This is a genomic window from Mesorhizobium sp. CA12 (assembly GCF_020165255.1).
Lineage (GTDB): Bacteria > Pseudomonadota > Alphaproteobacteria > Rhizobiales > Rhizobiaceae > Mesorhizobium.
This window is the reverse complement of the sequence record NZ_JAIUHT010000010.1, coordinates 26,387-52,882: the sequence shown is the minus strand read 5'-3', so window position 1 is coordinate 52,882 and position 26,496 is coordinate 26,387. Positions and strand designations below refer to the sequence as shown.

The following is a 26,496-nucleotide window of genomic DNA, read 5'->3' as shown; positions in this document are numbered from 1 at the left end:
TGTCGGCTTGGCGTCGGTTCAGCGGGCAGCGACGATGGCGACGCCAGCACCGACCATCACGCCACCTGCCGCACGGTTCACCCCGCGCACGACCTTCGGCGTGCGCAGCAGCTTTCGGGCGCGGCCTGCGAGGACGACATGGCCGCCGATTACGACAGTCTCGACAGCCAGGATCACCAGCATCAGCGCCCCGAGACGCTCGGCGTCCAGCGATGCGCCGACGACGTTCGGCAGCAGCGCCAGATAGAACAAAGGCATCTTCGGATTGCCGAGATTGAGCGCGACGCCGGTGGCGAAAGTCGCAAGCAGCCCGCGCCGCCCGGATACGGGCTGCAGGTCCGGCACGATGGGCGCTGCTGTCCATAGCGTGACGCCCATCCAGATCAGATAAGCCGCGCCGCCATAGCGAAGCACGGCCATGACGACCGCCATCTTGGCAGCTACGACCGACAGACCGAAGGCGGCGAGGACCAGGATGATGAGGATACCGGCCACCGTTCCGGCGCCATAGGCGATGCCCGATGCGGCGCCGCCAGAGATTGTGCGGGCGACGATGGTCATGTTGTCGGGGCCTGGGCTGGCTGCGAACACGAAGAAGGCCGCCGCAAATGCAAGGAGGGTAGCAGTATCCATGAAGGTCCCCGAGGAAGTCGTTGCTCTCGGGAGTTCAGACTAACTGATTTGCATTCCGGCGAAAGCCGGAAGGCACAACATTCGCGGCGAGACCTATTCAGCGCGCAAAAGGATGCGGTCCCTCTGACCGCAGGCGCGCGGCGGAAGCGACAAACCTAGCGCAGCACGCGGCAGCGACCGTTATACACCAGCCAGCGATCGAAGCCGGAGACGCAGAATTCGACATTGTCGCCGATCGAGGCAAAGCCCTGGCCTTCCTCGATCAGGTAGAAGATCGAACGGTCGCGGCCGTCCGTCAGGTTGACGGTGGCGCGGCAATAGTGGCGGCCGATCGGCCATTCATCGCTCGCCGGCTCATAACGATGCTGGCGGATGTTGCGGAAATCAGTGATCGCGACGTCCGGCAGATGCGGCACGTGATGCACCTGATAAGAGAAGCGGTCGGTGATCTTGTTCAGCACCCAGGCCTCGCCGCAGACGCTGCCGTCATCCTCGGTGTAGATGGACAGGTCGGCGGCATGCGCTGCCTGGCTGAAGCCAAGCGGAGCGGCAAAGGGAGTGGACAGGGCAACCAGCGCGGCAAGGGCGGAATGGGCGAAGCGAGTCATGACAGCCTCTCAAGGTCGGTTCCGCGCACTGTGCGGGAGCACTTGGCGGCGGTCAAGCGGTTGCGAAAACAATGGTTTCCGTAAAACTTCATTCCAGACTTCACCGGCTAATTGGGTTGCATGGGATTTCAGGTCAGCCGGCCTGACCTGAAACCTCATCCAAACTAAAGCCCTCCGGTAAGCAGCAGCCCGCCGATGACGGCGATGTTGATCAGGAACGCGTTGCGCAGCACCTGCCTCTCCGGCTCCTCCACAGCCCAGAAGCGCAGCAGCATGACGTTCGTCGTCAGCGTGAAGACGACCAGCGCGCCGGCGGCGAAGGGCCGGGCCATGTCAATGGCAAGCAGGAAACCCGCAATGATCTCGACCGCCGAACCGGCGGCCAGCATCAAGGCCGGGGCCGGAAATTTCTGGGCGGCCAGATGGTCGCGCATCGCTCCGAATTTCAGGAAATGCTCGACGCCGGCAAAGACGAACACGCCGCCGATGAGGAGAGCGCCAAGCGCTTGAATGGATTGAACGGGCATGGCGGCCTCCTCTCTCGACGACGCGCTTCGCTTTGCTCAATCCAGCGGAATGAAGGCCAGGTTGTAGACGACCTCCCACAGATGATCGTCGGGATCCTGGAAATAGCCGGCATAGCCGCCCCAGAAAGTTTTTTGCGCCGGCTTGACCACGCGTGCGCCGGCCTTGACGGCCTCAGCCATCACGGCATCGACCTCGGCCTCGCTGCCGACATTGTGGCCGATGGTGAGCTCGGTCGGACTGCGGCCGCTCTGCGGCACCGTCGCGTCATGGGCGATGCTGGACCGTTCGAAGATGGCGAACTTCAAGCCGCCGGCGAGTTCGAAGAAGGCGACGGCGCCATGCTCGAATTCCCGGCCGATGATGCCTTCCGTCGGCAGCCCAAGGCCGTCGCGATAGAATTTGAGCGACGCTTCCAGATCGTCGACGCCGAGCGTTAATACGGTGATGCGAGCTTTCATTTCTCTCACTCCTTTCTATATCCGTGACCACAGCCGCAAACGGATGCGGTCTGATGCGAGCGCGTGAAGCGCGGTGAAGTTGCGTCCGTTTTGCCATGGATGACGTGGCCGGCCTTGAATATTTCGGCCAAAATGACCGTCGCACCGATCCGGCAACCTTGCTGGAGCAGATCGGAGAGAGAATGGAACCGGTCCTGGCGCAGACCACCGGCTTCTTTCACGAGCGGCCCGTCGCTGGTGGCCTTGCCGCTGCCTTCTGCGCGGTCTGGGTCCACCGCATGGATGACCGCGCCGTTCCGCCCATCGTCATCACGCCGGACGCGACGATCGACCTGCAATGGATCGACGGCCGCTTCCGCGTGGCCGGTCCCGACAAGGAGCCGCAGATCGAGACGCCGCCGGCCGGCGCGGTGATCGTCGGCTTCCGTTTCCGGCCTGGCGCGGCCGCCGGTTGGCTGGGCGTGCCGGCCAGCGAAATCGTCGGCGGGCGGCTCGATCTCCAGAAATTATGGGGTACGCGTGCCCGCGAACTGTCGGATCGCATCAAGGCTGCGAGCGATCTGCCGGCCATGCTGCGGCAGTTGGAAGAGACGGTCGGCATACGCACCGAAGGCCGCGATGCGCTCGACCCGCAGATGGGCCGGGCCTTCGACGTCATTCACAAAGGTTTGCCGCCGGAAACGCCGCTGGTTCCCTTCCTGCAGCGCCAGCTGCATATGAGCGAACGGACGCTGCGACGCCGCTTCGAGGACGCCTTCGGTTATGGCCCCAAGACGCTCGACCGCATCCTGCGCTTCCATCGGTACCGGCGCTTGCAACGACAGCAAGGCGACGCCTCGACCGCGCTGCTCGCCATCGAGGCCGGCTACGCCGACCAGGCGCATCTGATCCGCGAAAGCCGGCGGCTGACCGGCGTGACGCCTACGGCGCTGGCTTAGGCGATGCGGTCGCCTTACTCGCCCGCCAGCCAATCGAGCGACCAGCGCGACGGTTGCCGGAGGGCGAGCGCTTTATGCAGCACCGGCAGCATCAGCCGCAATTCGCTCTCCAGCGTATAGGGCGGATTGACCACCACCAGCCCGCTGCCGTCGAGGCTGGGCTCGTTCGAGGCGGGCCGGATCTCGAAGGCGATGTCGAGCAGCTTCGGAATGCCGGTCTCCGTCAACGCCGTGCGGAAAGCGGTGACCGCCTTGCGGTCCTTGATCGGGTACCAGAGCGCGTAGATGCCGCCCGGCCAGCGCCGATGCGCCTTCTGCAGGCCTTCGACGAGCCTGGAGAACTCGCCCTCCTCCTCGAAGGGCGGATCGATGAGGACGAGGCCGCGCTTTTCCTTCGGCGGCAGTTGCGCGCCAAGCGCCAGCCAGCCGTCGAGCTCGATGACCCTTGTCTGGAAATCGCCGGCGAAGACCGATTTCAGCCGCGCGGCATCCTCGGGATGCAGCTCGATCGCCGTCAGCCGGTCCTGGTTGCGCAGGAGATGGCGCACGATCAGTGGCGAGCCGGGATAATACTTGAGGCCGCCGTCGGGATTTCGCGCGCGTACCGCTTCCAGATAGGGCTGAAGCAGCGCCGCCGCTTGCGGCTCGAGCGCGGACTCTACCAGCCGGCCGATGCCGGTCTGCCATTCGCCGGTCTTGCCGGCCTCGACCGAGGCAAGATTGTAGCGGCCGATCCCGGCATGGGTGTCGATGACGCGAAAAGCCTTGTCCTTCTGCTTGAGATATTCGACGAGGCGCGCGAGCACGGCATGCTTGACGACATCGGCGAAATTGCCGGCGTGGTAGGCGTGGCGATAGTTCATGCGCGCTTACCTTCAGAGAGCATGAGGCCGAGCGAGAACCGCTTCACACTTTTGGCCATCATGCTCGTGGCGAACCGTTGCGGCCCCAGCGCGGCGGTGGCAGTTGCGAATTGGGATTTTGCGGGCCGCCGCCGCGGCGCCCGAAGACCAGCGAAACCGCCAGTCCGGCAAGGCCGACGCCCATCAGCGTATAGCCGGCCGGCCGCGCGCGTTCGTCGATCGAGCCGGTGTCCGCGCGCAGGATGAGATCGACCGCGCGCATGGCGATGCCGTCGGCATCGCCGGGTCCGACGGTGAAGAGGTAAGGACCGGGCACGACCTTATCGATGACGCCGGCCTCGTCGCGAAAGATCTTGTCGGGCAGTTGCGGGCTGGCCTGGCGCGGATTGTCCGTGTGGTTGAAGGAGAGCGCCGAGGCCAGCACCGTACGGCCGCCATGCGCTGCGGTCAGCGTCAGCACCGTGCGCTGCTGGCCCGCGACGCGCTCGGCCCGCGCGGTCAGGTCGACCAGCACCCTTACCGGAGCGTCGCCTGCGGCAAGTTGCACGGTGGCGGGCCGGAAGCGGCCGCCCTCATAGACGCGATACGTGCCGATGGGGTGGCCGGAAAAATTGCTCATCGCCCAGGGATAGAAGATGCCGATGGCGGCACCGGCGATGAGGAGAAGGACACACAGGAAGCGCATTCAGAGCCTTGGTTTCTGAGCGAGATCGCTGCTATTTTTTGGCGGGTTCGTTTCGCGCAGCTTCGCGGACCCGCTCCATCTCGTCCAGAAACATTTCCAGGCCAAGCTCAAAAGTCTTGTCGAAGCCGGCGGCGCCGAAATAGGCGCCGGCCTTCACGACGCTCGGATAGTCGCGCGCCAGCTCCTCGTCGCTGACGGTGGTGACCGCCGAAGGCCCCTTGGCATAGCCGGCCGTCTCGTCGAGGATCGCGCCCATCAGATAGTAGCCGGCGGCGCGGAACAGGCGGGCGCTGAGCTCGGGGCCGAAGCCGCCATCCTCGAACAGGCCGATGATGGCGTTGAGCTTGGCGAGGCAGGGCGGCGAGTTCATTCGGTAGACGACGATGAACGGCGCAAAGGCCGGGTGCTCGGTGGCGACGCGCCGGAATTCCTGCATGCCGATGCGGGCCCGCTCGCGCCAGGGCAGCCTATCGTCGGGGATTACAAGCCCGCTCATCTGGCGGTCAACCAGCGCCTCGTAGAGATGCGCCTGCGAGGGGAAGTGGTGATAGATGCTCATCGCTTCGCAGCCGAGCCTGGCGGCGAGCTTGCGCATCGAAAAGCCGGAAAGCCCTTCCCGCTCGATCACCTCGAAGGCGGCGTCCTCGATCATCTCGCGGGAGAGTTTTCCGCGGGGTCGCTTTTTTCTGCTCGGTGCATCCATGGCGCTTGACAACTTACACTGTAAGGTTCATCTTCCACACACCTTACATCGTAAGGCTAACAAAAACCAGAGGAGAATATCATGTCAGTCATTCGCATCATCTCAACCGCGCATTCCTGCCTTCGCTTCGCCTCGCTGATCGCCGCGGCGGGCGTGTCTGCCGCATTGCTCGCCTCCGCACCGGCCCGCGCCGATGACTATGACGCGGCGCTGAAGGACATCCAGTCGACCATGGGCGGTGTGCCGAGCTTCATCAAACAATTCCCCAAGGCCGGTCTGCCCGGCGCCTGGGCCGAGGTCAAGGCCATCGAGCTCAGCGACAAGACGGCGCTGACGCCGAAGGAGAAGTCGCTGATCTCGCTGGCGGTCGCGGCGCAGATCCCCTGCAGCTACTGCATCTGGTCGGACACCCAGAACGCCAAGCACGCCGGCGCCACCGACGAGGAGATCCAGGAGGCCGTGACCATGGCGGCGCTGACGCGCCATTGGAGCACCATCTTCAATGGCATGCAGGTCGATTTCGATCAGTTCAAGAAAGAGATGGGCGGAGAGTAAGGCTTAATCGGCATATCGGGCGGACGCGATGTCCGCCCGCTTTTCGCCGCCCCAATCGCTGCTCCAACCAAGCTTGTGGATTCGCCGCCGCCGCTGCGCCAGAGCGTTTCACCGTTTCACGGAAACGGCGAACCGCTCTATCTCTTTGTTTTGACGCAATTCCGGACGGAAAACCGCTCACACTTTTCCTGAAATTGCTCTATAGGAACAGCGCCTTGAAAAAGCCGGCACGGATCCGATATCGGACCGGCGCCGGCCGGGCCGACATTCGAGAGCGCCCCCTTTGCAGGCCCTCGAATGGCGCTTCCGCCCCGACCGGGCGGCCCCGTTGGAGACCTGTTTGAAGCGAGCGATATCGATAATCGTCACTCTGGCGCTGCTGGCATGGCTTGCCAGCGACCAGCGCTGGAAGATGGTCGGCGATGCCTTCGCCTCCATTACGCCAGGCGCCTTCGTGGCAGTCGCGGCGGCGCTGTTCGTCACCTATGTGCTCAGGGCGCTGCGTGTCTGCGACGAATTCCGCGGCGACGTGAACGGCCGCTTCGGCGCCGTGCTTCGGGTCATCCTGATCCACAATGCGATGATCAACGTCGTGCCGTTCCGCGGCGGCGAGACGGCGTTTCCGATCCTTTTGCGCCAGGTGTTCGGCGTGCCGATCGTGCGCGCCAGCGCTTCGCTACTGTGGTTCAGACTGCAGGACGCCTTCGTCGTCGGCGTGCTGGCCTGCCTGGTTTGGCCGGGCCTGCATCCGGCGCTGAGGGCCGCCGGCATCGCGGTACTGATCGCCGCCGCATGGTACCTGCCGCGCTGGGCGCGCGCGCCGCACAACTGGACGGCGGGCGGCAGGATCGTCTCGAAGCTCGGCAAATTGCGCGACATCTTCACCGAAGCGACGGGACGCTCGCGCTACGGCTGGTGGTGGACGATGGCCAACTGGGCGCTGAAGCTCGGCGTGCAGGGCTGGCTGCTCGCCATGCTGCTTGACACCTCGTTCCAGACCGCCTTTCCCGGCGCGGTCGGCGCGGAGGCGGCCGCCATCCTGCCGGTGCAGGGTGTCGCCGGTTTCGGCACCTATGAAGCGGGCGCGGCCGCCGCACTGCTCTATTCCGGCATTGCCATGAAGGACGGCCTGCAGGCCGCGCTCGCGCTGCATCTCTTCATCCTGTGCTCGGCTGTCGCAACCGGTGCGATTGCCTGGCTGTTCCCCTCGAAATCGACGCTGCCGGAAACCCCGGCGGCGGGGCCGGCAAGGAAATGAGCGCCATGAACGTACTTCCCATTCCGGCTTCCGGATTGCCCGAGGGCGCCGTCATGCCCGAGCACAAGCTCTCCATCGTCGTCCCAATGTACAACGAAGCCGACAATGTCGAGCCGCTGCTGGTCCGCATCCATCAGGCGATGGAAAATTACAGCCAGCCCTGGGAAGTGGTGCTGGTCGACGACGGCAGCACCGATGCCACGTCCGCCGAGATCCGCCGGCTGGCGGCCCAATACGGGCCGCATGTGCATGGCGTGGAACTGGTGCGCAACTACAAGCAGACCGCCGCCATGCAGGCCGGCCTCGACGCCGCGCGCGGCGACGTCATCGCGACGCTCGACGGCGATCTGCAGAACGACCCGTTCGACATTCCGCGCATGGTCTACCGCCTGCTGACCGAGGATCTCGACCTCGTCGCCGGCTGGCGCAAGGACCGCAAGGAAGGCTTCTGGATGCGCCGCCTGCCCTCGCGCATCGCCAACAGGCTGATCGCCCGCGTCACCGGCGTGCGGCTCAAGGACTATGGCTGCAGCCTGAAAGTGTTCCGCGGCAGCGTCATCCGCAGCGTGCGGCTCTATGGCGAGATGCATCGCTTCATCCCGGCCTGGCTCGCGACGGTGACGACGCCGCGCCGCATCGCCGAGGAGGTGGTGACGCATCACGCCCGCATCCACGGCCAGTCGAAATACGGCATCTCGCGCACCTTCCGCGTGGTGCTGGACCTCGTCTTCATGTTCTTCTTCCTGCGCTACCGCACGCGGCCCGGCCATTTCTTCGGCGGCATCGGCATCGTGTTCGGCGTGCTCGGCTCGCTGATCCTTGCCTATCTCTTCGCGATCAAGGTTTTCTGGGGGCAGGATATCGGCACGCGGCCGATGCTGATCACCGGCTTCTTCCTGGTGATCGCCGGGCTGCAGGCGGTGACGTCGGGCGTGCTCGCCGAGATGCTGTCGCGCGTCTATCTCGAGGCCAATGGCGCGCTCGCCTATGTGGCGCGGCCGCAGGCCGCGCATGGCGAGGGCGAAGGCTGGCATTGGCCGAGCAAGCCGGCGATCGAGAAGGCGAAGCCGCGTAAGAAATGATCTTGCCGCTCCGGCATCGCCAACCACGCCGATTTCGCGCAACGACTTTTCGCGACGGGAACGACCGCCAATGAGCGATGCCGGGGGCTGACGGATCCATCCTGATTACCGGGGCGCGGGCGCCGGTTGCGCTGCATCTGGCGCGCCTTCTCCATGGCGCGGGCCATAGGGTGATCCTGGCCGACACGCCGGCGCGGCCGATCGCGGCGGCGAGCAAAGCCTGCGCGCGTTATCATCGATTGCCGCCGCCGCGCTTCGAGCCGCGGGCCTATGCCGATGCGGTTGAGGAGCTGATCCGGGCCGAGGGCATCGGCCTCGTCGTCCCGACCTGCGAGGAGGTCTTTCACCTTGCGCTTGCCTGGCGCGGCAGGAGCATGCCGGCGCTTCTGTTCGCACCCGATATCGAGCTGCTGGCGGAGGTCCACAACAAGCACAGCTTCATCCGGCTCGCCGAACGGCTCGGGCTGGAGGTGCCGGAAACGACGCTGCTCAGCTCGCGTAGCGATATCGAGGTCGTGCGCGGCCGCTCTCGCGAGCTGGCGTTCAAGCCGGTCTGGTCGCGCTTTGCCAGCCATGTGCTGCTGCGTCCGCCGCCCGAAGCGCTCGATGCGATCGCGCCCTCGGCCGCCATGCCCTGGGTGGCGCAGCGTTTTGTCGAGGGCGAGGAGATCAGCGCCTATGCGGTGGCGCGCCAGGGCAGGCTCAAGGCGCTCGCGCTCTACCGCTCGCTCTATCGTGCCGGAAAGGGAGCAGGCATCTTCTTCGAGCGGGTCGGGGACGAGGCCGCGCGCGAGCTGGTCGAGCGGATCGTGGCCGGCACCACGTGGACCGGGCAGATTTCCTTCGACCTGATGCGCGAGCCGGGCGGCCGTGTGCTGCCGCTCGAATGCAATCCGCGCTCGGTGAGCGGCCTGCATTTCTTTCGCGATCCCGTGCGCTTCGTGGATGCCGTGCTCGGCGACGGTCAGGAAGTCGCGCCCGACGTCACCGCCCCGCAAACGGTGCGGCTCGCGATGTGGATTTACGGATTGCCGGCGGCGCTGCGTTCGGGAGGGTTTGGCGGATTCCGAAAGGCGATGCGCGAGGGCAAGGAATTGCTCAATTGGACGGAAGATTCAGCGCCGGTTAAGGCGCAATGGCCGGCGCTGGCGGAGATTGCTGGGGTGGCATTGCGCGAACGCATCAGCCTGCAGGCGGCATCGACGCGCGATATCGAATGGAATGGGCCTGCTGGAAGCGCTTCAAGCCCCGAGTGAGCCCGGGCCGACAGGCTTGACCTCAAGTTGCAAACCCAGCGCCCTAGTGACGCCCAGCAGAGTGCTGAGGCGCGGGTCGCCCTTCTCGCTCAGTGCTTTGTAAAGCGCCTCGCGCGTAACGCCAGCCTCTCTCGCCACGGCCGTCATGCCTATGGAGCGCGCTACGTCGCCAAGCGCGTGCGTAATGAGCGCGGGATCACCATCCTCGAAGGCAGCTTCGATGTAGGCCAAGCGATCCTCCGGAGTTTTCAGGTGGTCGAGAATGTCGAAGCGGGTGGTTTCGAGAGGCATAGTCATATCTCCTTTGCCATCTGTTTCGCCTTGGCGATGTCGCGCCTTTGGCTGGACTTGTCGCCGCCACAGAGCAGTATGATCACGGCGTTTCCAATCTTCACAAAGTAGAGCCGGTAGCCCGGGCCATGGTCGATCCGAAGCTCGCCGATGCCATCGAAGTATTTGACATCACCGATGTTGCCAATCTCGACCCGACGGATGCGGGCGACGACGCGCTGTCGAGCCGCGGTGTCGCGAAGCGCGTCCAGCCAGTTGGTGAAATCGGCGGTCTGCCGGACCTCGATCATGCGTGAACTATAATTCACGAAAGCATTCAAATCAAGGTATGTGCACTATAATTCACAGTTCGATATAATGCACCCTTGTCTCACTCGCAGCCGCTGGCATCTTCCCATCCATGATCGCGGCGATGTCGCGGCGCAGGAAATCGAGCGGGCCGATCACCGGCAGGGCTTGGGGCGGTAGCCGGGCATTGTCGCTGGCCGATTTCAGCACCCGGCGATCTTGGTGCAGCGCGATGTTGAAAAGCGGCCTGAAGGCCAGCGCCTTCAGCTCGCCGAGCAGGCCTTGGCGCCGTCCGATCAGCCAGCCGACGCCCTCGACGGTGCGCTCGTCGGCCTGGCGCAGATGGAAGGTGGTGGCTAAGACCAGCCCGTCCCTGCCCCAATATTCGAGCTCGGCGATGCCGGGATGGCGGAAGCGGCCGATGGTTTTCGCACGCTCGCCTTCCATGAGCCGGCTGATCAGGCCCTGCTGACGGTCCTCGCCGGTATAGCAGGCCTCGACCCAGCCCTCGCCTCCGGTCACCTCGACCCGCACCAGATGGCGCTTCGAGGTCAGGCCGCGCAGCAGGCCTTTATGGGTGAAATGGGTATGGGTGGCATCGAGGATGTTTTCCGCCGCATCGATGACCGTCGACTGCGTCGACGAGCGCACCCGCCGCACGATGACATCCTTGCCCTGCATGCAGTGCAGGTAAGGCTCGCTCGTCGGCGAGCCGGAAGAAATGAAGACGACGCCGTCGCGCTCGATCGCGGCAAAGCGGCGGACCCGGTAATGCGGCATGGCGCCGACATGGCCGGGGATCGCGGTGCAGCGTCCCTCGCCGTCATAACGCCAGCCATGATAGGGGCATTCGATCTCCCCGCCGACGATCCTGCCGGTCGACAGCTCGACCAGCCGGTGCGGGCAACGATCGAAAAGTGCCGCAATGCCTTGCGCCGAGCGGAACAGCACCACGGGCGCGCCGTCGAACAGGATGCGCTTCGGCCGCTTGACGATGTCGGTCGACAACGCCACCGCCTGCCAATGGGCTTCCCCGCCGCGCTCGCTCACAGTTCGAACCTCCTGAGCAGGGGAATGCCTACCGATCCCAGCACGGCCTCCATGACGCGGATCGCCATGCGTCGGCGAAGCGCAAGATGCTCGGCATAGACAGCGTTGTATTCGATCGCCGCGACCGCGCCGCGCTGGCGTTTGAAATCGGCGGCGCCCGCGCTCATGTTGAAGAACAGGCCGCGCGAAGTCGCGTGGTCCTGCGCCACCGCCATCATCATGCGATAAAGCCCGTCGGCGACCGGCAGGCTGGTGTCATAGCCGACGATGGGCTGGGTCAGCGTGCCGCCGTTCTCGAACAGGCCGGTGACGGCGACCAGCTCGCCGCGCGGCCGGCGCAACCCCGCCAGGCTGATGATGCCGCGCCGGTGCATTTCGGCGATGTAGCGGGCGGTGTAGTGCGGATTGAGCGGCGTGTATTTGTCGAGGTAGAGCATGGTGTAGAGCTGCTCGGCGCGCGCATAATCGGCCTCGGTGAAATCGCCATTGCCCACTCGGTCGAACGGCGTTGTGCGCAGGCAGGCGCGATCGCGCTTCATGTCGCGCGTCATTGCGCGCGCGGCGCTGCGATCGGCGAAGATGTAGATCTGGCGCGCCGCCAGCATGCGGAACCCCTCGGCCCTCAAGGCGGCAATGGTCGCCGGGTCGGCAATATCGTTCAGCGAGCGGATGACGATGGCGCGATCAGGGAAACGCGCGGTCAAGGCCGCGCGCAGCGACGCGATCGCCGGCCGGTCGAGCAGCGGCACCGGATTGGTCGAATAGAGCCAGTTGTTGACCTGCGCCTGACGGTCGAGGCCGCTTGCCCTGACCAGCGGCGCGCAGGCCCCGATCAGGATACTCAGCGCGCGCCGCAACAGAGGATGGGCGGCGAAGTTGCGCGTCTCATCCATCGCGTAGTCGATATAGGCGCTGGTCGGGCAGCAGATATAGCAGTTGCGCGCTTCACTCCCATCGTTCAACGTCAGCGGAAAAATGCCTCCGGCGATTTCGAGCGTCTCGACTTTCGTGTCCAGATTGGCGATGAGGTGGCGCACCGGCATCTCGTTGAAAAGCCTTACAAAAGCCTCGACCTTTGCCGGCTTGTTCTCGACCCGGTCGGCCTGCTGCACAAGCCTTTGCGCCATCGCCGCGCCGCTCATCGCGCGCGCTCCAGGCGGGCTTCGACGCGACGCAGCTTGCGGCCTGTCTCCAGCGGCAGCGGCGCGCGGACGAGCGTGACGGTGGCGACCGCCTTTCGCGCATCCAGCAACGCTTGTACCGCTTGATGCGCGGCCGCCGCCGCATCATCCGCGAACGTTGGCGGAAGGCTGAGCTCGACCCTGTCCGGCCCGGTCTGGACAAGACGAAAATCGTCGATGCGGCGATCGGCCTTGAGCACGGCGTTGCGCAGCACATCCGGCGTGACGAGCACCGGGCCGTCCGGCGACATGAGCCGGAACACATCATCCATGCGGCCGACGATCTCGTCGAGGCAGCGCAGCGGCGAACCACATTGGCAAGGTGCTTCGGACAAGTGCAGCAGGTCGTTCATCCTGTAGCGCGCCATGATCTGTGTCCGGCGGCGAAAGGTTGTCACCAACGGCGTCACCAGCCCCTCGCCCGCCGGCTCGAATTCGAAGAATACGGAGTCTTCGGCAAGATGCAGTCCGCCGTGGCGGCAGGTGACCGCGAACAAGCCTTCGGTCGCCATGTAGATCTGATCGAGCGGCAGCCGGAAGAAATCCTCTATAACCGGACGGTCAACCGGATCCAGCGTTTCAGCCGCCGAGAAGACACGCTTCGGACGCAGACGGAAACCCTCGCTTGCGAAATGCCGCAGCACCTTCGGCGGCGCGATAATCACCGTCGGGTCGAAGGCTTCGAGCGCGCCGCGCCAGCTTTCCGGCCCCAAGGTCAGGTCGAAGAAGGCGAGCCTTATCAGCCGCGACTTGCGGGCGCTGTCGTAAAGCCCGGTGTTCTGCGGTAGGATGACGGCGACGCGCATGCCGCGCCATAGAAGATCGGGCGCCGCCTTGGCCAGGATCGCGCCCAGCCAGCGGTATTTTTCGGCCTCGGAAATCACGAACAGGCCGCGATTGCCCGATGTTCCGGTGCTGGCGCCAATAGTGAGCGGTCCAGCGCGGCCCTCGCCCGCCAGGGCCGCCCAGGCTTGCGCGGCGGTGAGACGGTGGATGTTGAAATCCGCAAAACGCGCCATCAGCAGCGCCTTGTCGGTGACCGGCAGATCGGCAAGTTGATCCGGCGCTTTTCGATAGAAAGGCGCGCGCGGCAGGTCGCGGTCGAGGAAGCGGCGCAGGGCAGTTGCCTGCCAGCGCTCGAAATCCGCGCGGCTCTTGCGCGAGACCCAGCGCGTCAAGGCGAAGGAGCCTGCCGCTTCCGCCAGCCCGTTCATGCGGCCTCCGGTGCGAGGTCGTAAGATGTCGGAGCGGGATCATGGCAGAGCATCACTTCGCCGCCGGAAGCGATGAAGCGGCGCAGCATGGCGCTGGTCGGCTCGATCGCCGCGGCATCCTCGGCGATCAACGTGACCGGGAAACCCGGCGTGCGGCTCTCGGCCAATGCAGCAAGCAGCCATTGCGCATCGACGGCGTAGAGCAGCGGCCGGGCCGGTCCGGTAAACAGCAGGCCGAACTGGCCGTCGGCATGTCCTGGAAGATCGACCGCGATCACGCTGCCGTCGCCGAAGAGATCGGCGCCGCCGGGGATGGCGCCCTGCGGCGTTACGCGGGGCTTCGCGGAGATGCCCTCCAGCCGCGCCTCGAAATCCGGAGGGAAGAGTTCGGCGAAGACGCCATGCCGCAGATTCTGCCTCGGGCTGCGCGCCTTGACCCGCGCCCAAGCGGCATCGCTGGCGATGAAGCGGGCGCTGCGAAACAGCGACAGGCCCGAAATGTGGTCGGCGTGGAAATGGGTGACGATGATCGTGCGGATGTCGTCGGGCGACAGGCCGAAACTCTGCAGCAGCGGCAGAACCTGCTCGGCCGCATTGAGCTCGGGTTTCAGCAGCGCACCGTAGAGCCGCAGCATCCGGCCGCGTCGCGCCCCGCTCAAAGCTTCCTGCGTATAGCCGGTATCGATGAGCACCGGCCCGGCAGTTGGGTGAAAGATCAGCCCATAGCGGACGCGCAGCCTGATGCTTTGCCAGCCGCCGCCGCGCAGGATCAATCGCTCGGCGGCGCTCACCCAGGCGCTGTTGGCGAAGACGATCCTCATGGCTGCGCACCACCGGAAAACGTGCGGTCAAGCCCTTGCTCGAACGAGATCTTCGGTGCCCAGCCAAGCATCCGCTTGGCCTTGGAAATATCGAGGCTTTGCGCATAGGCGAAGAGACCGAGCCCATAGCGGGTGACCGGCGGCTCGGGGCGGCCAGGCAACCGGAGCGCCACTGCTTCCATCAGGCCCGCCGCCAGCATCGCCGGCATGAGCGGCGTCGGCCGCCAGCGCGCCTCGAGACCGGCGCGGGCGCAGGCCTCGTCGGCAATGCGGCGGACCGGCAGCACCTCGCCGCCGGAGATGTTGAAGATTTGGCACTCCGCCTCCCCGGGCGCGGTAAGCGCCGCCATCACCGCGTCGACGACGTCGTCGACATAAGTGAGGTCGATGGCCGCCCGGCCATTGCGAAACAGCGGCAGCGGCCGGCTTTTGGCTGCCTTGATCAGGCGCGGCAGCAGCGCGTGGTCGCCTTTGCCGTAGATGCCGCGGGGCCGCAGCGCCAGCGGATGAATGGCGGGCTGGCCGAACACGATCTTTTCGGCCTCGCGCTTGGTGCGGGCATAGTGATTGACGGGCTCCGGCAAGGCCACGTCCTCGCTGAGCCCAAGCTGGTCGCGGAAGGCAAAGCAGACGGACGGGGTGGAGATGTGGACGAAGCGGCTGACGCCTTGCCGCTGTGCGAAATCGACAAGGTTGCGCGTTGCCGTGACATTGGCCGCCTCGAAATCCGCGAGGCGTCCGAAAGGCGAAGAGAGCGCCGCGCAATGGATGATCCGTTCGACCCTGCCAAGCCTCGGATCGAGCGCGGCGTCGAGCGGCTGCGCGAGATCGTGGCGGACGATGCGATGGCCGGCGGCCTCCAGCGCGGCGCAGCACGCTTCATCGCGGCCGAGCCCGAGCGCCAGCGTTCCGGACGCAGCCAGCCGCTCGAGCACATGCGAGCCCAAGAAACCGCTGGCGCCGGTGACGAGCACGGCCATTCCTCAGACCTCCAGCGCCATGCCGCCGAAGGAGACGCCGGCCGACGTGCCGAGGATGAGCAGCTTCATGCCCGGCGCCACGCGGCCCTCGCGGCGCGCGACGTCCAGCGCGAAGGGAATGGAAGCCGCTATCTGGTTGCCGAAGCGGACGGAAATGTCGACGAGCTTTTCCGGCGCAAAGCCGGTCTGGCGCGCCATATGGGCAAGCGCGAAGGGGCTCGCCTGGTGCGGCACGACGAGATCGACATCGCCATGCCGCCAGCCGGCGCGCTCGAGCAGAGCAGCGACGAAGCCGTTGAAATGGCGCGCGGTGAGCCGGAACAATTCCTTGCCGTCCATGTGGAACAGGCTGTGCGCGGCGAACGCTTCCTGCTCCTTGCGGAAATCGAAGCGCGTGCCACCCGAACCGATGCCGCAGGCTTCCCACGCGGATGGATAGGTGCGCATCAGGCTGGCCGCCATCTTGCCCTCGCCTTGGCCGCCTTTGCGCAGCACGGCGGCCGCGGCGCCGTCGCCGAAGAGCGCGGCGATCTCGGGCGCGTCCTGCCACGGCAAGGCGCGCGAGGCGACCTCGGAGGAAAACACCAGCGCCGTCTCGCATTGCCCGGCCTCGATCATGCGGCCGGCGGTCTCGAAGGCGGTGAGGAAGCCCAGGCAGGTGCTGTTGACGTCGAAGGCGGCGGCCGAGCCGTCGGCCAGCCCAAGGCGCTGCATGACCAAGGGCGCGGTCGCCGGCAGCGGCTGGTAAGGCACGCCGCAGCCGCCGATGATCAGGTCGACGGCGCCGGGATCGAGGCCGGCATCCTCAAGCGCCAGCGTCGCCGCCGCGCAAGCTAGATCGATTTGCGATTCGCCCTCGCAGACATAGCGCTCGACGACGCCGGTCGCGGTTTCGAGCGCGCCCTCGCCGAGGCCAAGCCGCTCCTCCAGCGTCCGCGTCGTGACGCGCTCAGCCGGTACCGCCCTGCCGGTTCCGACGATCCTGATCCGCATTCTCCCCCCGCCGCATGAGCTTGGCCCTTATCTAGCGCAAAAAGCGACCGATAGCGACGTTTCCACGCTCATGCGGCACTGCCAGGTCATCGCTTCCGGAGGAAACCCGTCACCGCCTCCATGAACTCCGCCGGACGCTCGACATTGAGCAGGTGGACGCCGGGCAAAAGCAGGAGTTCCGCGCCGGGGATCGCCGCCGCGATCGCCTCGCTGTGGCTTGCCAGCGTCACCTTGTCGTCCTCGCCTCCGATGACCAGCGTCGGCGCGGCGATGAGGGAAATCGGGCGGCGCAGATCGGCGTCGCGGACCGCGGCGAAGCATCCCGCCAGGCCTTGCGGCGACATGGCGAGGATCGCGGCGTGGAATGGCTCGACCGTCTTGTTTTGACCGGCAAGCATGGAGGCAGGGAACCAGTTTTGCATGAACATGTCCGCCGTCGCCGACAGGTCGTCGGCCGCAAGCACGTTGCGTATCTGCTCGTCGAAATAGGATGCCGGCCCGAGATGTGGCGAGGTGTTGGAAAGGATCAGGCGCTCGATGCGCTCCGGCGCATGGATGCCCAGCCACTGGCCCACGAAACCGCCCAGCGACAGGCCGAGGAAATGCACGCGGGCAAGCCCGAGGAAATCGAGCAGTTCCAACACGTCGCGGCCGAGACGGTCGAGCGAATAGGCGCCGGTCGGCGCGTCGGAGCCGCCATGGCCGCGAAAATCATAGCGCAGCACGCGGAAGGATTTGGCAAATTCCGGAACCTGGCCGTCCCACATGTGGAACGTCGTGGCGATGGAGTTTGAGAACATCAGCACCGGACGGTCTTCGGGACCGTCCAGCCTGTAAGCGATGCGGGCGCCATCGCCCGCCGTGAAGTGAAGCGTGTCGGTCATTTTGGGTCCTCATCCTTTCGGCGCTTTTGGAAGGCTTTCGATGAGGCAAAGGTAGGCATCGTAACTATCGAAGAAAATTACTATGATGCGACAATCTTTGTAGGATATGTGGACTATGGATGGCATGAAACTTCACGACCTCAGATGTTTCGACGCGGTCGCCCGCCGAGGCAGCTTCCAGGCCGCGGCACAGGCCTTGCACCGGACGCATCCCTCGGTATTCGCGGCCGTCGCCCGGCTCGAAGAGCAACTTGGCCTGAGGCTGTTGGATCGCAGCGGCTACCGGGTGAGCTTGACCGACGAGGGCCGCCTGTTCCATGCGCGGGCGCAACTGACGATCCGCGAGTTCGAGCATCTTCGGACCTATGCCGGCCAGCTGGCGAGCGGCGAGGAAACCATGCTGCGCCTCGTCATGGGCGACGTCTGCCCTCGGCCCAGAATACTCGGCCTGCTCAGCTGCTTCTTCGCCGAGCGGCCGCGCACGCGCCTGCATCTCGACTACGAAGCAATCGGCGGGCCGGTCGAGCGATTGATGGACGGCGAAGCGAACCTCGTCTTCCACCGCGCCAACCCGTCCGATCCGCATCTCGAGAGAATCAACCTGTGCGAAGTCGCCTTCGTGCCGGTGGTGGCGCCGGGCTTCCTGCCGTTCGACCCGAGGAATGACGTCACGCCAGAAGCAATGCGGCCCTTCACCCAATGCGTGATCCGAGACACGGCGCGGCGCCCGTCATCCGAAAACTTCTTCGTTATCGACGGCGCGCATTCCTGCTCGGTGCCCGACCATATGATGAAGAAGGAGCTGATCCTGCACGGGCTCGCCTGGGGCCACCTGCCCGACTGGTTGATCGAGGACGACTTGCGCGAGGGACGGCTGATCTCGATTGCCGGCCGGCACATTCCCGGCCGCAGCGAAACCGTCGCCGCGGTGCGGCGACGCGACAAGCCGCACGGACCTGTGGCCGAGGCGCTGTGGCGACATCTTCAGGATAGTGCCGGACTTGCGAGCTAAGCCTTGCGTTCCCAGCGTCGGTCCTGCGTCTGCTGCCAGTAGGTCACGGCGTGGCCGGCTTCCTTCATCGTCTTCCAATGGCCGCGAGCGGCTTCGACTTGTGCCGCATCATGACCGTCGAACAGGAAGACGGCGCGCTCGTAGCCGGACAAGTCGGGTGGCGTCGCGCCGTCGACCAGGAAACGGATCTGCGCGGCGTTCTGGTTGCCCTCGCCCGTGGTGAGCAGGATCGGCTGCTCGGCCGGATAGGCTTCGCGATCGGTGGCATGCGCCAGGAAGGAATCGTCGCGAAAAATCCACAGATGCTGGTCGAGCGCGTCGCGGCGATCTTCCGTGCCGGTCTGCACCACCGCGCGCCAGCCGCGCTCGACGCTGCGCTCGAGCAGGCCCGGCAGCGCCTCCTCGAGCGTCGATTCGGTCAAATGGTAGAACAGGATGTCGGTCATCCCGGAAACCTAACCCTCATAGTGGTCGCGGACCAGCCTATCGAGCAGCCTCACGCCGAAACCCGAGCCCCAGGACTGGTTGATCTCGCTCGACGGCGCGCCCATCGCGGTTCCGGCGATGTCGAGATGCGCCCAGGGCGTGTCCTTGACGAAGCGCTGCAGGAACTGCGCGGCGATGATGGCGCCGCCATAGCGGCCGCCGATGTTCTTCATGTCGGCGTTCTTGGAATCGATCAGCTTGTCGTATTCGGGCCCGAGCGGCATGCGCCATAGCCGCTCCTGCGATGCCTGCCCGGCGCCGAAAAGCCGGCCGGCAAGCTCGTCATTGTTGGAGAAAAGGCCGGCATAATGCTGGCCGAGCGCCACCATGACGGCGCCGGTAAGCGTCGCCAGATTGATCATGAACTTCGGCTTGAAACGGTCGTTGGCGTACCAGAGCGCATCGGCCAGAACGAGGCGGCCTTCCGCATCGGTGTTGAGCACCTCGATCGTCTGGCCCGACATCGAGGTGACGATGTCGCCGGGACGCTGGGCATGGCCGTCGACGGCGTTCTCGACCAGGCCGATGACGCCGACCACATTGGCCTTCGCCTTGCGCGCAGCGAGCGCACGCATAAGGCCGGTGACGGCGGCGGCGCCACCCATGTCGCCCTTCATGTCCTCCATGCCCGAGGCCGGCTTCATCGAATTGCCGCCGGTGTCGAAGGTGACACCCTTGCCGATAAAGGCGAGCGGCGCGTCCTTGGCCTTGCCGCCGTTCCACCGCATCACCGCCAGGCGCGCGCCGCGCGGCGAGCCTTGCGCGACGCCGAGCAACGAGCCCATGCCGAGCTTCTTCATCTCCTTTTCAGCCAGGACCTCGACCTCGACGCCGAGCTGCTCCAGCGCCTTGACGCGCTCGGCGAATTCGACGGGCCCAAGCGCGTTGGCCGGCTCGTTGACCAGATCGCGCGCAAGCAGCACGCCGTCGACCACCGCTTCCTCGCCGGCAAAAGCCTTCTTCGCGGCAGCGGGATCGGCGCAGTGAACGGTTACCCTGGCGGGCTTGCCCGACTTCGTGTCGGATTGGCCATCTTCCTTGTCTTTCCTGGTCTTGTATTTGTCGAAGGAATAGCTGCGCAGCAGGATGCCGGCGGCAAGGCTCGCCGCCTGGCGACCGTCGGGCTGCATCTCCGGCAGATCGAGGATGACGGCCACCTCGGTCGCCTTGCGCAGCGAAGCGGCAACGGCGCCACCGAGCTTCAGCCAGGCATAGTCGTCGAGGCTCGAGACCTTGCCGGCGCCGACCGCCACCAGCCGGTCGACCGGCGTTCCTTCCGGCGCCAGCACCTCGGCCGAGCTTGCGAATTTGCCGGAGAAATCGGCGACCGGAAAGGCGCGAGCCAATGCACCAGCCGGATCGCAGGCCTTCGCCGCCTCGCCGAGCCCGCCGTCATCGGCCGCGAAGACGAAGACGCTGCCCTTTTTGGGCGCGGCGAATTTGGCGAAGGAAATGGATGGTCTCGACGTCATCAGGTCCTGCTTTCGGGGATGGCCGTGGGGTGCCGGCAAAGGTAATTTTCAACGGGCGAGAGGTTTGGCAAGAGTGCGCGACATTTGGTCGTTTTCCGCCATTTGGCAAGACTTTGGCCGAAATCGCGGTCTATATCGGCGCCACCATAGACAAAGGATTCGCCTCGGCACGGCCTTAGCTTGCTGCCGCAACCTGCTGTTAACCATCGATGTTTTGCATTTCTTATTCATTGGCGCGGAGACTCCGCCACGCCGGGGCACGTGGCGTGGGGCGACAAACCGGAGCGAGCCGCCCATGACGCAGTTGTGCGGGCGCCGCCGGATCACTACCTTGTCGGCGGGCATGATGCCGTTCGGCAAAATCGAGAAAAGCCTTCATGAAGGTCGTTGAACGCTACATCATGCGCCGCGCGCTGACGATGTTCCTCGCGGCGCTGGTCTGGACGCTGGCGATCGTGTGGACCACGCAGGTGCTGGCCAAGATCGACCTCGTCACCGACAATGGCCAGTCGGCGCTGACTTTCTTCGAAGTCGCGGCACTCATCATCCCCTCAATCATCCCGATCGTGGTGCCGTTCGCCCTGGTGGTGGCGGTGGCGCAGACGCTGAGCGCCATGAACACCGATTCGGAACTCGCCGTGCTCGGCGCCGCCGGCGCCTCGCGCTGGACGATCGCGCGGCCGATCCTGCTGCTCGCGATAGCGGCTTGCGCGTTTTCCTTCATCGTCGACAACGCCATCGATCCCTATGCCAGGCAGAAGAACCGACAGCTGGTGGCAGCATCGCGCGCCGACCTTCTGTCGCTGATCATCCAGGAAGGCACGTTCCGCAAGATCGACGAAGGCCTGTTCCTGCAGGTTGGCGAGCGGCTTCCCGGCAACCGGCTGGGCGGCATCTTCGTGGCCGATTCACGCGAGGAAGGCGCCAGCCTGACCTACTACGCCAAGACCGGCAGCATCGTCGAAAAGGGCGACGAGAAGGTGCTGATGATGAATGACGGCGTCATCAACCGCAAATCGGTGACCGGCGACCTCTCCGTCATCCGCTTCACCTCGTATGCCTTCGACATGTCGGCGTTCATGTCGGCGGCGAACGACATCACGCTTTTGCCCAAGGACCGCACGACGCAATATCTGCTCAGCCCGGATCCCAACGACAAGATGTTCCAGCGCGAACCGGGCAGCTACCGGGCGGAGCTCAACCAGCGTCTCGCCGAATGGTCCTATTCGCTGGTGTTCGCGCTGATCGCTCTTGCCGTTGCGGGTGACGCGCGCTCGCACCGGGAGGCGCGCATCAATCCGCTGATCACGGCAATCGCGATAGCGCTTTTCGTGCGGTGGCTGGGCTTCTTCGCCGCAGGCAAGGCCGACAGGGTCTGGTACTATGTCTACCTGCTCTACGCCATACCGCTCATCGCCTCCGCGGTTTCGATCTGGTTCATCGTATCGTCGCGCACCATGGAATTGCCAGTCAGCTGGGCAGACTGGCTGACGGGCCTCGCCAAGCGTGCCGGCGACAACTGGACAACATTCAAGCTCTGGCTCGTCCGGCGCACTTCCGGCCAGGGAGCCTGACCATGGGCTGGACGCTGGGCCGCTATTTCTTCTTCCGTTACGTCTCGATCACCTTCTGGTTCTTCCTCGGCCTGCTGGCGCTGGTGTTCCTGATCGACTTTACCGAGCTTTCGGGCCGCACGACCGGGCTGCCCGGCTTCACCTACGGCACAGCCTTCGCCATTTCGGCGCTCAGGATGCCGATGATCATGCTGCAGACGGTGCCGTTCGTCGGACTGTTCTCGGCAATGGCAACGCTGGTGTCGCTCAACCGCCGTTACGAGCTGGTGATCGCCCGCTCGGCCGGCGTCTCGGCCTGGCAGTTCCTGTTTCCGTGCTGCGTCGGCGCGCTGATGTTCGGCGTGCTGTCGGTCGCCGTGATCAATCCGATCGCTGCGCACGGCTTTTCCTGGTCCGAGCAGATGGAGAACGACCTCAGGGCCGGCAAGTCGAACGCCGTGACGACCAACGTCACGCCGTGGCTCAGGCAAAAGACCGAATCGGGCGACACCATCATCGGCGCCCGCGCCATCCTCAATCAGGGGCTGGAGATGGCGGACGCGGTGTTTTTCATCCTCGACCCGCAGGGCAACATCGCCGAACGCAAGGATGCAGCCAAGGCCTTCCTGCGCGACGGCTATTGGGACTTGCAGGACGTAAAGGTCTTCAAGGGGGGCAATATCCAGGCGCTGGCGTCCGACAGGGTGCCGACCAATCTCAAGCCGGAATTCGTGCAGGAGCGCCTGGCGCGCCCGGAAACCATCCCGTTCTACGAGCTGCCGCGCAAGATCGAGGTTGCGCGTTCCTTCGGACTCAAGGCGAACGCCTTCGCCATGCAGTTTGATTCGCTGGTTGCCTTGCCGTTCCTTCTCGTCGCCATGACGCTGATTGCTGCAACGGTTTCAATGCGATTTGCACGAATGGGACAGTCGGCAACGATGATTCTGGGTGGCGTCGTGGCCGGCTTTCTGCTTTATGTCGTTTCGGTACTGGTCAAGGCATTCGGTGTAGCCGGATTCGTGCCTACTGTGGTGGCTGCATGGGTTCCGGTTGTCGTGGCTATGTTCTTTGGGGTGACGTTTCTGCTATACAAGGAAGACGGCTAGTGAGGGAGGCGGTTTTGCGCAGCCATAGGCAGGCCGGTTTGGCACGCCTCTATGGGGCGACTGCCTTGGCGTGTCTGTTCGCTTGCGCGGTGCCGACGGCATCCGCGCTGGCGCAGCAGATCACTGCCAAGTCCGTCCCTTCCGGCACGCAGATGCTGCTGGCCGCCGACACGCTTGTCTACGACAACGACAAGCACACGGTGACGGCCGTCGGCGGCGTGCAGATCGACTATGGCGGCAACAAGCTGGTCGCCCAGCGCGTGGTATACAACCGCGACACCAAGCGCCTCGTCGCCAGCGGCGCCGTCGAGTTGATCAACAGCGACGGCACCAAGGTCAATTCCGACCATATCGACATCACCGACGACTTCGCCGACGGCTTTCTCAACGCGCTGCGCGTCGAGACGGTGGACAAGGCCTATTTCGCCGCCGAGAGCGCGGAGCGCATGGGCGGCGTGCTCACCACCTTCCACAACGGCGTCTACACCGCCTGCGAGCCTTGCGAAGACAAGCCGGACAAAGCGCCGACCTGGCGCATCAAGGCGCGAAAGATCATCTGGAACGGCGAGAAGAAGACGGTCCGCTTCGAAAACTCGAATTTCGAGTTCTTCGGCTTCCCGCTCGCCTATCTGCCGGCCTTCGAGATCGCCGACCCGACGGTGAAGCGCAAGAGCGGCTTCCTGATCCCCGGCATCGTCTACAACAACCATCTCGGCGTCGGCATCAAAGTCCCCTATTATTTCGCCCTGTCTCCGACCTATGACCTGACCGTCACCGGCAGCGGCTATACCAAGCAGGGTTTCCTCGGCGAGGCCGAGTGGCGCCAGCGCTTCAACAACGGCCAGTACACGCTGAAGATTGCCGGCATCAACCAGCAGGATCCGAACGCGTTCATCGATACGCGCACGCTCGACATCAACCATGGCCATAACGTCAATTCCGGCCCGGAAGGCGACCCGAACAAGTTCCGCGGCATGATGGGCACCAAGGGCCAGTTCGCCATCAATGAGCGCTGGGATTTCGGCTGGGACGTGCTGCTCCAGACCGACAAGGAATTCTCGCGCACCTATAACATTGAAGGCTACAACGACCTCGTCCACCAGTCGTCGATCTATCTGACGGGCTTGAGCGACCGCAATTATTTCGACGTTCGCGCGATGCGCTTCGAGGTGCAGGAAGACACGCTCTCCAGCGATCCGACGTCGCGCTCGGCCAAGCAGCCCTGGGTGCTGCCGTCGCTCGACTACGCCTATATTCCCGACACGTCGGTGGCCGGCGGCCAGTTGTCATTCAACGTCAATACACGCGTGATCAGCCGCAACCGGCTGGATGCTGTGCTGGCCAATCCGATCGACAGCACTTCCATCAACAATGTGCGCGGCATCGAAGGCGAGTCGAGCCGGTTGACGACGGAAGCCGAGTGGAAGCGCACCTTCACCACGGATGGCGGTCTGCAACTGACGCCGCTGCTCGCCTTCCGCGGCGATGCCGGTTACGTCAACGCCAATTCGGCTTCGCTCGCCGCCGTCAACCAGATGGGGACGAATCTCGGCGAGGACGACGACATGCGTTCCTCGCTTGCCCGCTACATGGCCACTCTCGGCCTCGAGGCGCGTTGGCCGCTCCTGTTCTCGATGGCGAACTCCAGCCATGTCCTGGAGCCGACGGCGCAGGTCTTCGTGCGCCCGAACGAGCAATATGTCGGCGGACTGGCCGTCCCGAACGAAGACGCGCAGAGCTTCGTCTTCGACGCCACCACGCTGTTCGAACGCGACAAATTCTCGGGCTATGACCGCATAGAAGGCGGCACGCGCGCCAATGTCGGCTTCCGGTATTCAGGCGCCTATGACAATGGCTGGGCCACGAATGCAATTTTCGGCCAGTCCTACCAGCTTGCGGGCGAAAACTCCTTTGCCGCGCCCGACCTCGTCAATGTCGGGGCCGAGTCCGGCCTGGACAAGCAGACCTCGGATTATGTCGGCCTTATCGGCTTCAACAGCCCGAGCGGTTTCTCCGGCTCGCTGAGCGGGCGTTTCGACGAGCAGACATTCGAGGTCAGGCGCGCCGAAGTGAAGGCCGCCTATTCCAGCCTGCCGATATCGCTCAGCGCCAAATACGCCTTCATCGAGGCGCAGCCGCTCTATGGCTTCACCACCGACCGCCACGAGCTCACGCTCGGCGCTTCGACCCATCTGGCGCAGAACTGGCGGCTGTTCGGCACCGGCACCTACGACATCGAGACAAATGTGCTGGTCAAGGACGGCGTCGGCTTCGCCTACAACGATAGCTGCTTCACTTACATCATGACGTATTCGCAGACGCGCGACACCGTCACCAAGGAAGTGTCGCAGAACATCGGTTTCAACCTGTCGTTCCGCACGCTCGGCGATTTCGGTTCGTCAACAAGCGCAGTCGATACCATCCAGTGATCAAGCGGCGGGCGGGCGGTCTCCGAGCCGTGCGCCGGCTGGGGCGCTGATGGGCTTTGGTCTTGATTTGGAGCGTGTTCCTTCGAAAATGGGCGCGTTTCCCAGGGCCATGCGCCGGCGACATCGTTTCGCCGCATAAGATGGGCATGGGGTCGACTGCATCCGGCAGGCGTTCGGAGGACGCGCGGCGCCGCGATGGCGGGAAACTCGAGATGGGGAAAAATTAGGAAGGTAAGATGAGGAAATACCTGTTTTCAGCGGGATTCGCGCTTCTGGTGGCGGCCTCCATTTCGGTCACGGCTGTCGTGCGGCCTGCTTTCGCCGCTGAGATCAAGTATGTCGTCAACAACATGCCGATCACCACCGGCGACATCGCGCACCGCGCCGCCTTCTTCAAGCTGCAGCACAAGAAGGGCGATGCCGCGCAGGAGATGATCGACCAGACGCTGCGCCTGGCCGAGGCCAAGCGGCTCGGCATCCACATCACCGACCAGCAGGTCGACGCCGCCTACCAGCGCTTTGCCTCGGGCAACAAGATGCCACTGGCGAAACTCGACGCGATCATGGCGCAGTCGGGCGTCACCAAGGAACATTTCAAGGAATTCATCCGTGCCCAGATGGCCTGGAACCAGGCGCTCAGCTCGCGCTACCGCTCCGGCGAAGGCGGCTCGGTGACCGAGCAGGATGCCGTGCGGCGCATGCTGGACAAGGGCGGCGCCAAGCCGACCGCGACGGAATACATGCTGCAGCAGGTGATCTTCGTGGTTCCGGCATCGGAGCGCGCCGGCACGCTCGCCAAGCGCAAGCGCGAGGCCGACGCCATGCGCGCCCGCTTCAGCGGCTGCAACACTACGCGGGAATTCGCCAAGGGCCTGATCGACGTCACCGTGCGCGACCTCGGCCGCGTGCTGGCGCCGCAATTGCCGTCCGACTGGGCCGAGCAGATCAAGGCGACCAAGGTCGGCGCCGCGACGCCGACGCGCGAGACCGAGCGTGGCGTCGAGTTCATCGGCATCTGCTCCTCGCGCGAGGTTTCCGACGACAAGGCCGCGCAGATGGTGTTCCAGGCCGAAGGCAGCAACGACAAGGACGCCGACGAGCTCAGCAAGAAATATGTCGCCGAGCTGCGCCAGAAGGCCAAGATCGTCGAACGCTAGAGCCGGATGATT

The 26,496-nt window shown here is 64.8% G+C and carries 28 protein-coding genes; 10 read left to right on the top strand and 18 right to left on the bottom strand.

Annotation, left to right across the window (positions count from 1 at the left end; all coding sequences use genetic code 11):
* Positions 1-18: 18 nt before the first annotated feature.
* From LB520_RS17575 to LB520_RS17560, 4 genes are all read right to left on the bottom strand, one after another.
* The gene (locus tag LB520_RS17575) at positions 19-633 is read right to left on the bottom strand and encodes a LysE family translocator (protein ID WP_224638316.1); all 615 of its coding nucleotides are present in this window, start codon (positions 631-633) and stop codon (positions 19-21) included.
* 155 nt (positions 634-788) lie between these two features.
* Positions 789-1,241 (bottom strand): hypothetical protein, encoded by a 453-nt coding sequence (locus tag LB520_RS17570; RefSeq protein WP_224544049.1) that lies wholly within the window; start codon positions 1,239-1,241, stop codon positions 789-791.
* Positions 1,242-1,405: 164 nt separating this feature from the next.
* Positions 1,406-1,768, bottom strand: a complete 363-nt coding sequence (locus tag LB520_RS17565) for a DoxX family protein (RefSeq protein ID WP_224638315.1) — start codon at positions 1,766-1,768, stop codon at positions 1,406-1,408.
* A gap of 36 nt (positions 1,769-1,804) precedes the next feature.
* Positions 1,805-2,227 (bottom strand): VOC family protein, encoded by a 423-nt coding sequence (locus tag LB520_RS17560; RefSeq protein WP_224638314.1) that lies wholly within the window; start codon positions 2,225-2,227, stop codon positions 1,805-1,807.
* 182 nt (positions 2,228-2,409) lie between these two features.
* Here LB520_RS17560 and LB520_RS17555 point away from each other — a divergent pair, with 182 nt between their 5' ends.
* Positions 2,410-3,165 carry a helix-turn-helix domain-containing protein gene (locus tag LB520_RS17555; protein WP_224638313.1) on the top strand — a complete coding sequence of 252 codons (756 nt, stop codon included), beginning with the start codon at positions 2,410-2,412 and terminating at the stop codon, positions 3,163-3,165.
* 14 nt (positions 3,166-3,179) lie between these two features.
* Here the strand turns inward: LB520_RS17555 and LB520_RS17550 are convergent, their stop codons facing one another.
* The 3 genes from LB520_RS17550 to LB520_RS17540 are packed head-to-tail and all read right to left on the bottom strand — an operon-like array spanning position 3,180 to position 5,365.
* Entirely contained in the window at positions 3,180-4,028 is an 849-nt protein-coding gene (locus LB520_RS17550) for a 23S rRNA (adenine(2030)-N(6))-methyltransferase RlmJ (RefSeq protein WP_095767035.1), read from the bottom strand.
* 58 nt (positions 4,029-4,086) lie between these two features.
* A complete protein-coding gene (locus LB520_RS17545; protein ID WP_224638312.1) occupies positions 4,087-4,713 on the bottom strand; it encodes a hypothetical protein in 627 nt (208 codons plus the stop codon).
* A 31-nt stretch (positions 4,714-4,744) separates the two neighbouring features.
* On the bottom strand, positions 4,745-5,365 hold the full coding sequence (locus LB520_RS17540) for a TetR/AcrR family transcriptional regulator (RefSeq protein WP_224605650.1): 621 nt from the start codon (positions 5,363-5,365) through the stop codon (positions 4,745-4,747).
* 132 nt (positions 5,366-5,497) lie between these two features.
* On the opposite strand from LB520_RS17540, the gene LB520_RS17535 reads away from it, so the two are divergent.
* From LB520_RS17535 to LB520_RS17520, 4 genes are all read left to right on the top strand, one after another.
* The gene (locus LB520_RS17535) at positions 5,498-5,971 is read left to right on the top strand and encodes a carboxymuconolactone decarboxylase family protein (protein ID WP_224524957.1); all 474 of its coding nucleotides are present in this window, start codon (positions 5,498-5,500) and stop codon (positions 5,969-5,971) included.
* A gap of 340 nt (positions 5,972-6,311) precedes the next feature.
* Positions 6,312-7,229: a lysylphosphatidylglycerol synthase domain-containing protein gene (locus LB520_RS17530; RefSeq protein ID WP_224638311.1), complete on the top strand. Its 918-nt coding sequence runs from the start codon at positions 6,312-6,314 to the stop codon at positions 7,227-7,229.
* A gap of 5 nt (positions 7,230-7,234) precedes the next feature.
* The gene (locus tag LB520_RS17525; protein WP_224638310.1) at positions 7,235-8,311 is read left to right on the top strand and encodes a glycosyltransferase family 2 protein; all 1,077 of its coding nucleotides are present in this window, start codon (positions 7,235-7,237) and stop codon (positions 8,309-8,311) included.
* 77 nt (positions 8,312-8,388) lie between these two features.
* The gene (locus tag LB520_RS17520; protein WP_224638309.1) at positions 8,389-9,567 is read left to right on the top strand and encodes a hypothetical protein; all 1,179 of its coding nucleotides are present in this window, start codon (positions 8,389-8,391) and stop codon (positions 9,565-9,567) included.
* Here LB520_RS17520 and LB520_RS17515 read toward each other — a convergent pair.
* The 9 genes from LB520_RS17515 to LB520_RS17475 all read right to left on the bottom strand — a co-directional run bounded on the left by LB520_RS17515 (position 9,553) and on the right by LB520_RS17475 (position 17,269).
* Positions 9,553-9,858 (bottom strand): addiction module antidote protein, encoded by a 306-nt coding sequence (locus LB520_RS17515; RefSeq protein WP_095767030.1) that lies wholly within the window; start codon positions 9,856-9,858, stop codon positions 9,553-9,555. The two genes, LB520_RS17520 and LB520_RS17515, sit on opposite strands and share 15 nt — an antisense overlap.
* Before the next feature lie 2 nt (positions 9,859-9,860).
* Positions 9,861-10,148, bottom strand: coding sequence for a type II toxin-antitoxin system RelE/ParE family toxin (locus LB520_RS17510; RefSeq protein WP_095767029.1), 288 nt, complete (start codon positions 10,146-10,148; stop codon positions 9,861-9,863).
* 52 nt (positions 10,149-10,200) lie between these two features.
* Complete coding sequence (locus LB520_RS17505; protein WP_224638308.1) at positions 10,201-11,196, bottom strand: Rieske 2Fe-2S domain-containing protein; 996 nt, start codon at positions 11,194-11,196, stop codon at positions 10,201-10,203.
* On the bottom strand, positions 11,193-12,338 hold the full coding sequence (locus tag LB520_RS17500; protein WP_224638307.1) for a GNAT family N-acetyltransferase: 1,146 nt from the start codon (positions 12,336-12,338) through the stop codon (positions 11,193-11,195). The genes LB520_RS17505 and LB520_RS17500 overlap by 4 nt, the downstream gene beginning before the upstream one ends.
* The gene (locus tag LB520_RS17495; protein ID WP_224638306.1) at positions 12,335-13,591 is read right to left on the bottom strand and encodes a F390 synthetase-related protein; all 1,257 of its coding nucleotides are present in this window, start codon (positions 13,589-13,591) and stop codon (positions 12,335-12,337) included. Before LB520_RS17495 ends, LB520_RS17500 begins: the two co-directional genes overlap by 4 nt.
* The gene (locus LB520_RS17490) at positions 13,588-14,412 is read right to left on the bottom strand and encodes an MBL fold metallo-hydrolase (protein ID WP_224638305.1); all 825 of its coding nucleotides are present in this window, start codon (positions 14,410-14,412) and stop codon (positions 13,588-13,590) included. Before LB520_RS17490 ends, LB520_RS17495 begins: the two co-directional genes overlap by 4 nt.
* Entirely contained in the window at positions 14,409-15,392 is a 984-nt protein-coding gene (locus tag LB520_RS17485) for an NAD-dependent epimerase/dehydratase family protein (protein WP_224638304.1), read from the bottom strand. Before LB520_RS17485 ends, LB520_RS17490 begins: the two co-directional genes overlap by 4 nt.
* Before the next feature lie 3 nt (positions 15,393-15,395).
* A complete protein-coding gene (locus LB520_RS17480) occupies positions 15,396-16,385 on the bottom strand; it encodes a 3-oxoacyl-ACP synthase III family protein (protein ID WP_224638303.1) in 990 nt (329 codons plus the stop codon).
* An 86-nt stretch (positions 16,386-16,471) separates the two neighbouring features.
* Positions 16,472-17,269 carry an alpha/beta fold hydrolase gene (locus LB520_RS17475; RefSeq protein ID WP_224638302.1) on the bottom strand — a complete coding sequence of 266 codons (798 nt, stop codon included), beginning with the start codon at positions 17,267-17,269 and terminating at the stop codon, positions 16,472-16,474.
* A gap of 124 nt (positions 17,270-17,393) precedes the next feature.
* On the opposite strand from LB520_RS17475, the gene LB520_RS17470 reads away from it, so the two are divergent.
* Positions 17,394-18,281, top strand: coding sequence for a LysR family transcriptional regulator (locus LB520_RS17470; protein ID WP_318012102.1), 888 nt, complete (start codon positions 17,394-17,396; stop codon positions 18,279-18,281).
* On the opposite strand, the gene LB520_RS17465 is transcribed toward LB520_RS17470, so the two are convergent.
* The gene (locus LB520_RS17465) at positions 18,278-18,727 is read right to left on the bottom strand and encodes a DNA polymerase III subunit chi (protein ID WP_224638300.1); all 450 of its coding nucleotides are present in this window, start codon (positions 18,725-18,727) and stop codon (positions 18,278-18,280) included. The genes LB520_RS17470 and LB520_RS17465 overlap by 4 nt on opposite strands.
* A 9-nt stretch (positions 18,728-18,736) precedes the next feature.
* On the bottom strand, positions 18,737-20,239 hold the full coding sequence (locus LB520_RS17460; RefSeq protein ID WP_224638299.1) for a leucyl aminopeptidase: 1,503 nt from the start codon (positions 20,237-20,239) through the stop codon (positions 18,737-18,739).
* A 377-nt stretch (positions 20,240-20,616) separates the two neighbouring features.
* Here LB520_RS17460 and lptF point away from each other — a divergent pair, with 377 nt between their 5' ends.
* The 4 genes from lptF (at position 20,617) to LB520_RS17440 (ending at position 26,484) form a co-directional block, all read left to right on the top strand.
* Positions 20,617-21,813 (top strand): LPS export ABC transporter permease LptF, encoded by a 1,197-nt coding sequence (gene lptF, locus LB520_RS17455; RefSeq protein ID WP_095767018.1) that lies wholly within the window; start codon positions 20,617-20,619, stop codon positions 21,811-21,813.
* A 2-nt stretch (positions 21,814-21,815) separates the two neighbouring features.
* Positions 21,816-22,898 carry an LPS export ABC transporter permease LptG gene (lptG, locus tag LB520_RS17450; RefSeq protein WP_224544067.1) on the top strand — a complete coding sequence of 361 codons (1,083 nt, stop codon included), beginning with the start codon at positions 21,816-21,818 and terminating at the stop codon, positions 22,896-22,898.
* On the top strand, positions 22,898-25,327 hold the full coding sequence (locus tag LB520_RS17445) for an LPS-assembly protein LptD (protein ID WP_224638298.1): 2,430 nt from the start codon (positions 22,898-22,900) through the stop codon (positions 25,325-25,327). The genes lptG and LB520_RS17445 overlap by 1 nt, the downstream gene beginning before the upstream one ends.
* Positions 25,328-25,563: 236 nt before the next feature.
* Positions 25,564-26,484, top strand: coding sequence for a SurA N-terminal domain-containing protein (locus LB520_RS17440; RefSeq protein WP_095767016.1), 921 nt, complete (start codon positions 25,564-25,566; stop codon positions 26,482-26,484).
* Positions 26,485-26,496: the final 12 nt, after the last annotated feature.

Excerpts from the sequence above, each read along its gene's own strand:
- LB520_RS17575 (WP_224638316.1), bottom strand. The coding sequence starts at position 633 with ATGGATACTGCTACCCTCCTTGCATTTGCGGCGGCCTTCTTCGTGTTC.
- LB520_RS17570 (WP_224544049.1), bottom strand. The coding sequence starts at position 1,241 with ATGACTCGCTTCGCCCATTCCGCCCTTGCCGCGCTGGTTGCCCTGTCC.
- LB520_RS17565 (WP_224638315.1), bottom strand. The coding sequence starts at position 1,768 with ATGCCCGTTCAATCCATTCAAGCGCTTGGCGCTCTCCTCATCGGCGGC.
- LB520_RS17560 (WP_224638314.1), bottom strand. The coding sequence starts at position 2,227 with ATGAAAGCTCGCATCACCGTATTAACGCTCGGCGTCGACGATCTGGAA.
- LB520_RS17555 (WP_224638313.1), top strand. The coding sequence starts at position 2,410 with ATGGAACCGGTCCTGGCGCAGACCACCGGCTTCTTTCACGAGCGGCCC.
- LB520_RS17550 (WP_095767035.1), bottom strand. The coding sequence starts at position 4,028 with ATGAACTATCGCCACGCCTACCACGCCGGCAATTTCGCCGATGTCGTC.
- LB520_RS17545 (WP_224638312.1), bottom strand. The coding sequence starts at position 4,713 with ATGCGCTTCCTGTGTGTCCTTCTCCTCATCGCCGGTGCCGCCATCGGC.
- LB520_RS17540 (WP_224605650.1), bottom strand. The coding sequence starts at position 5,365 with ATGATCGAGGACGCCGCCTTCGAGGTGATCGAGCGGGAAGGGCTTTCC.
- LB520_RS17535 (WP_224524957.1), top strand. The coding sequence starts at position 5,498 with ATGTCAGTCATTCGCATCATCTCAACCGCGCATTCCTGCCTTCGCTTC.
- LB520_RS17525 (WP_224638310.1), top strand. The coding sequence starts at position 7,235 with ATGAACGTACTTCCCATTCCGGCTTCCGGATTGCCCGAGGGCGCCGTC.
- LB520_RS17520 (WP_224638309.1), top strand. The coding sequence starts at position 8,389 with ATGCCGGGGGCTGACGGATCCATCCTGATTACCGGGGCGCGGGCGCCG.
- LB520_RS17515 (WP_095767030.1), bottom strand. The coding sequence starts at position 9,858 with ATGCCTCTCGAAACCACCCGCTTCGACATTCTCGACCACCTGAAAACT.
- LB520_RS17510 (WP_095767029.1), bottom strand. The coding sequence starts at position 10,148 with ATGATCGAGGTCCGGCAGACCGCCGATTTCACCAACTGGCTGGACGCG.
- LB520_RS17500 (WP_224638307.1), bottom strand. The coding sequence starts at position 12,338 with ATGAGCGGCGCGGCGATGGCGCAAAGGCTTGTGCAGCAGGCCGACCGG.
- LB520_RS17495 (WP_224638306.1), bottom strand. The coding sequence starts at position 13,591 with ATGAACGGGCTGGCGGAAGCGGCAGGCTCCTTCGCCTTGACGCGCTGG.
- LB520_RS17490 (WP_224638305.1), bottom strand. The coding sequence starts at position 14,412 with ATGAGGATCGTCTTCGCCAACAGCGCCTGGGTGAGCGCCGCCGAGCGA.
- LB520_RS17485 (WP_224638304.1), bottom strand. The coding sequence starts at position 15,392 with ATGGCCGTGCTCGTCACCGGCGCCAGCGGTTTCTTGGGCTCGCATGTG.
- LB520_RS17480 (WP_224638303.1), bottom strand. The coding sequence starts at position 16,385 with ATGCGGATCAGGATCGTCGGAACCGGCAGGGCGGTACCGGCTGAGCGC.
- LB520_RS17475 (WP_224638302.1), bottom strand. The coding sequence starts at position 17,269 with ATGACCGACACGCTTCACTTCACGGCGGGCGATGGCGCCCGCATCGCT.
- LB520_RS17470 (WP_318012102.1), top strand. The coding sequence starts at position 17,394 with ATGAAACTTCACGACCTCAGATGTTTCGACGCGGTCGCCCGCCGAGGC.
- LB520_RS17465 (WP_224638300.1), bottom strand. The coding sequence starts at position 18,727 with ATGACCGACATCCTGTTCTACCATTTGACCGAATCGACGCTCGAGGAG.
- LB520_RS17460 (WP_224638299.1), bottom strand. The coding sequence starts at position 20,239 with ATGACGTCGAGACCATCCATTTCCTTCGCCAAATTCGCCGCGCCCAAA.
- lptF (WP_095767018.1), top strand. The coding sequence starts at position 20,617 with ATGAAGGTCGTTGAACGCTACATCATGCGCCGCGCGCTGACGATGTTC.
- lptG (WP_224544067.1), top strand. The coding sequence starts at position 21,816 with ATGGGCTGGACGCTGGGCCGCTATTTCTTCTTCCGTTACGTCTCGATC.
- LB520_RS17440 (WP_095767016.1), top strand. The coding sequence starts at position 25,564 with ATGAGGAAATACCTGTTTTCAGCGGGATTCGCGCTTCTGGTGGCGGCC.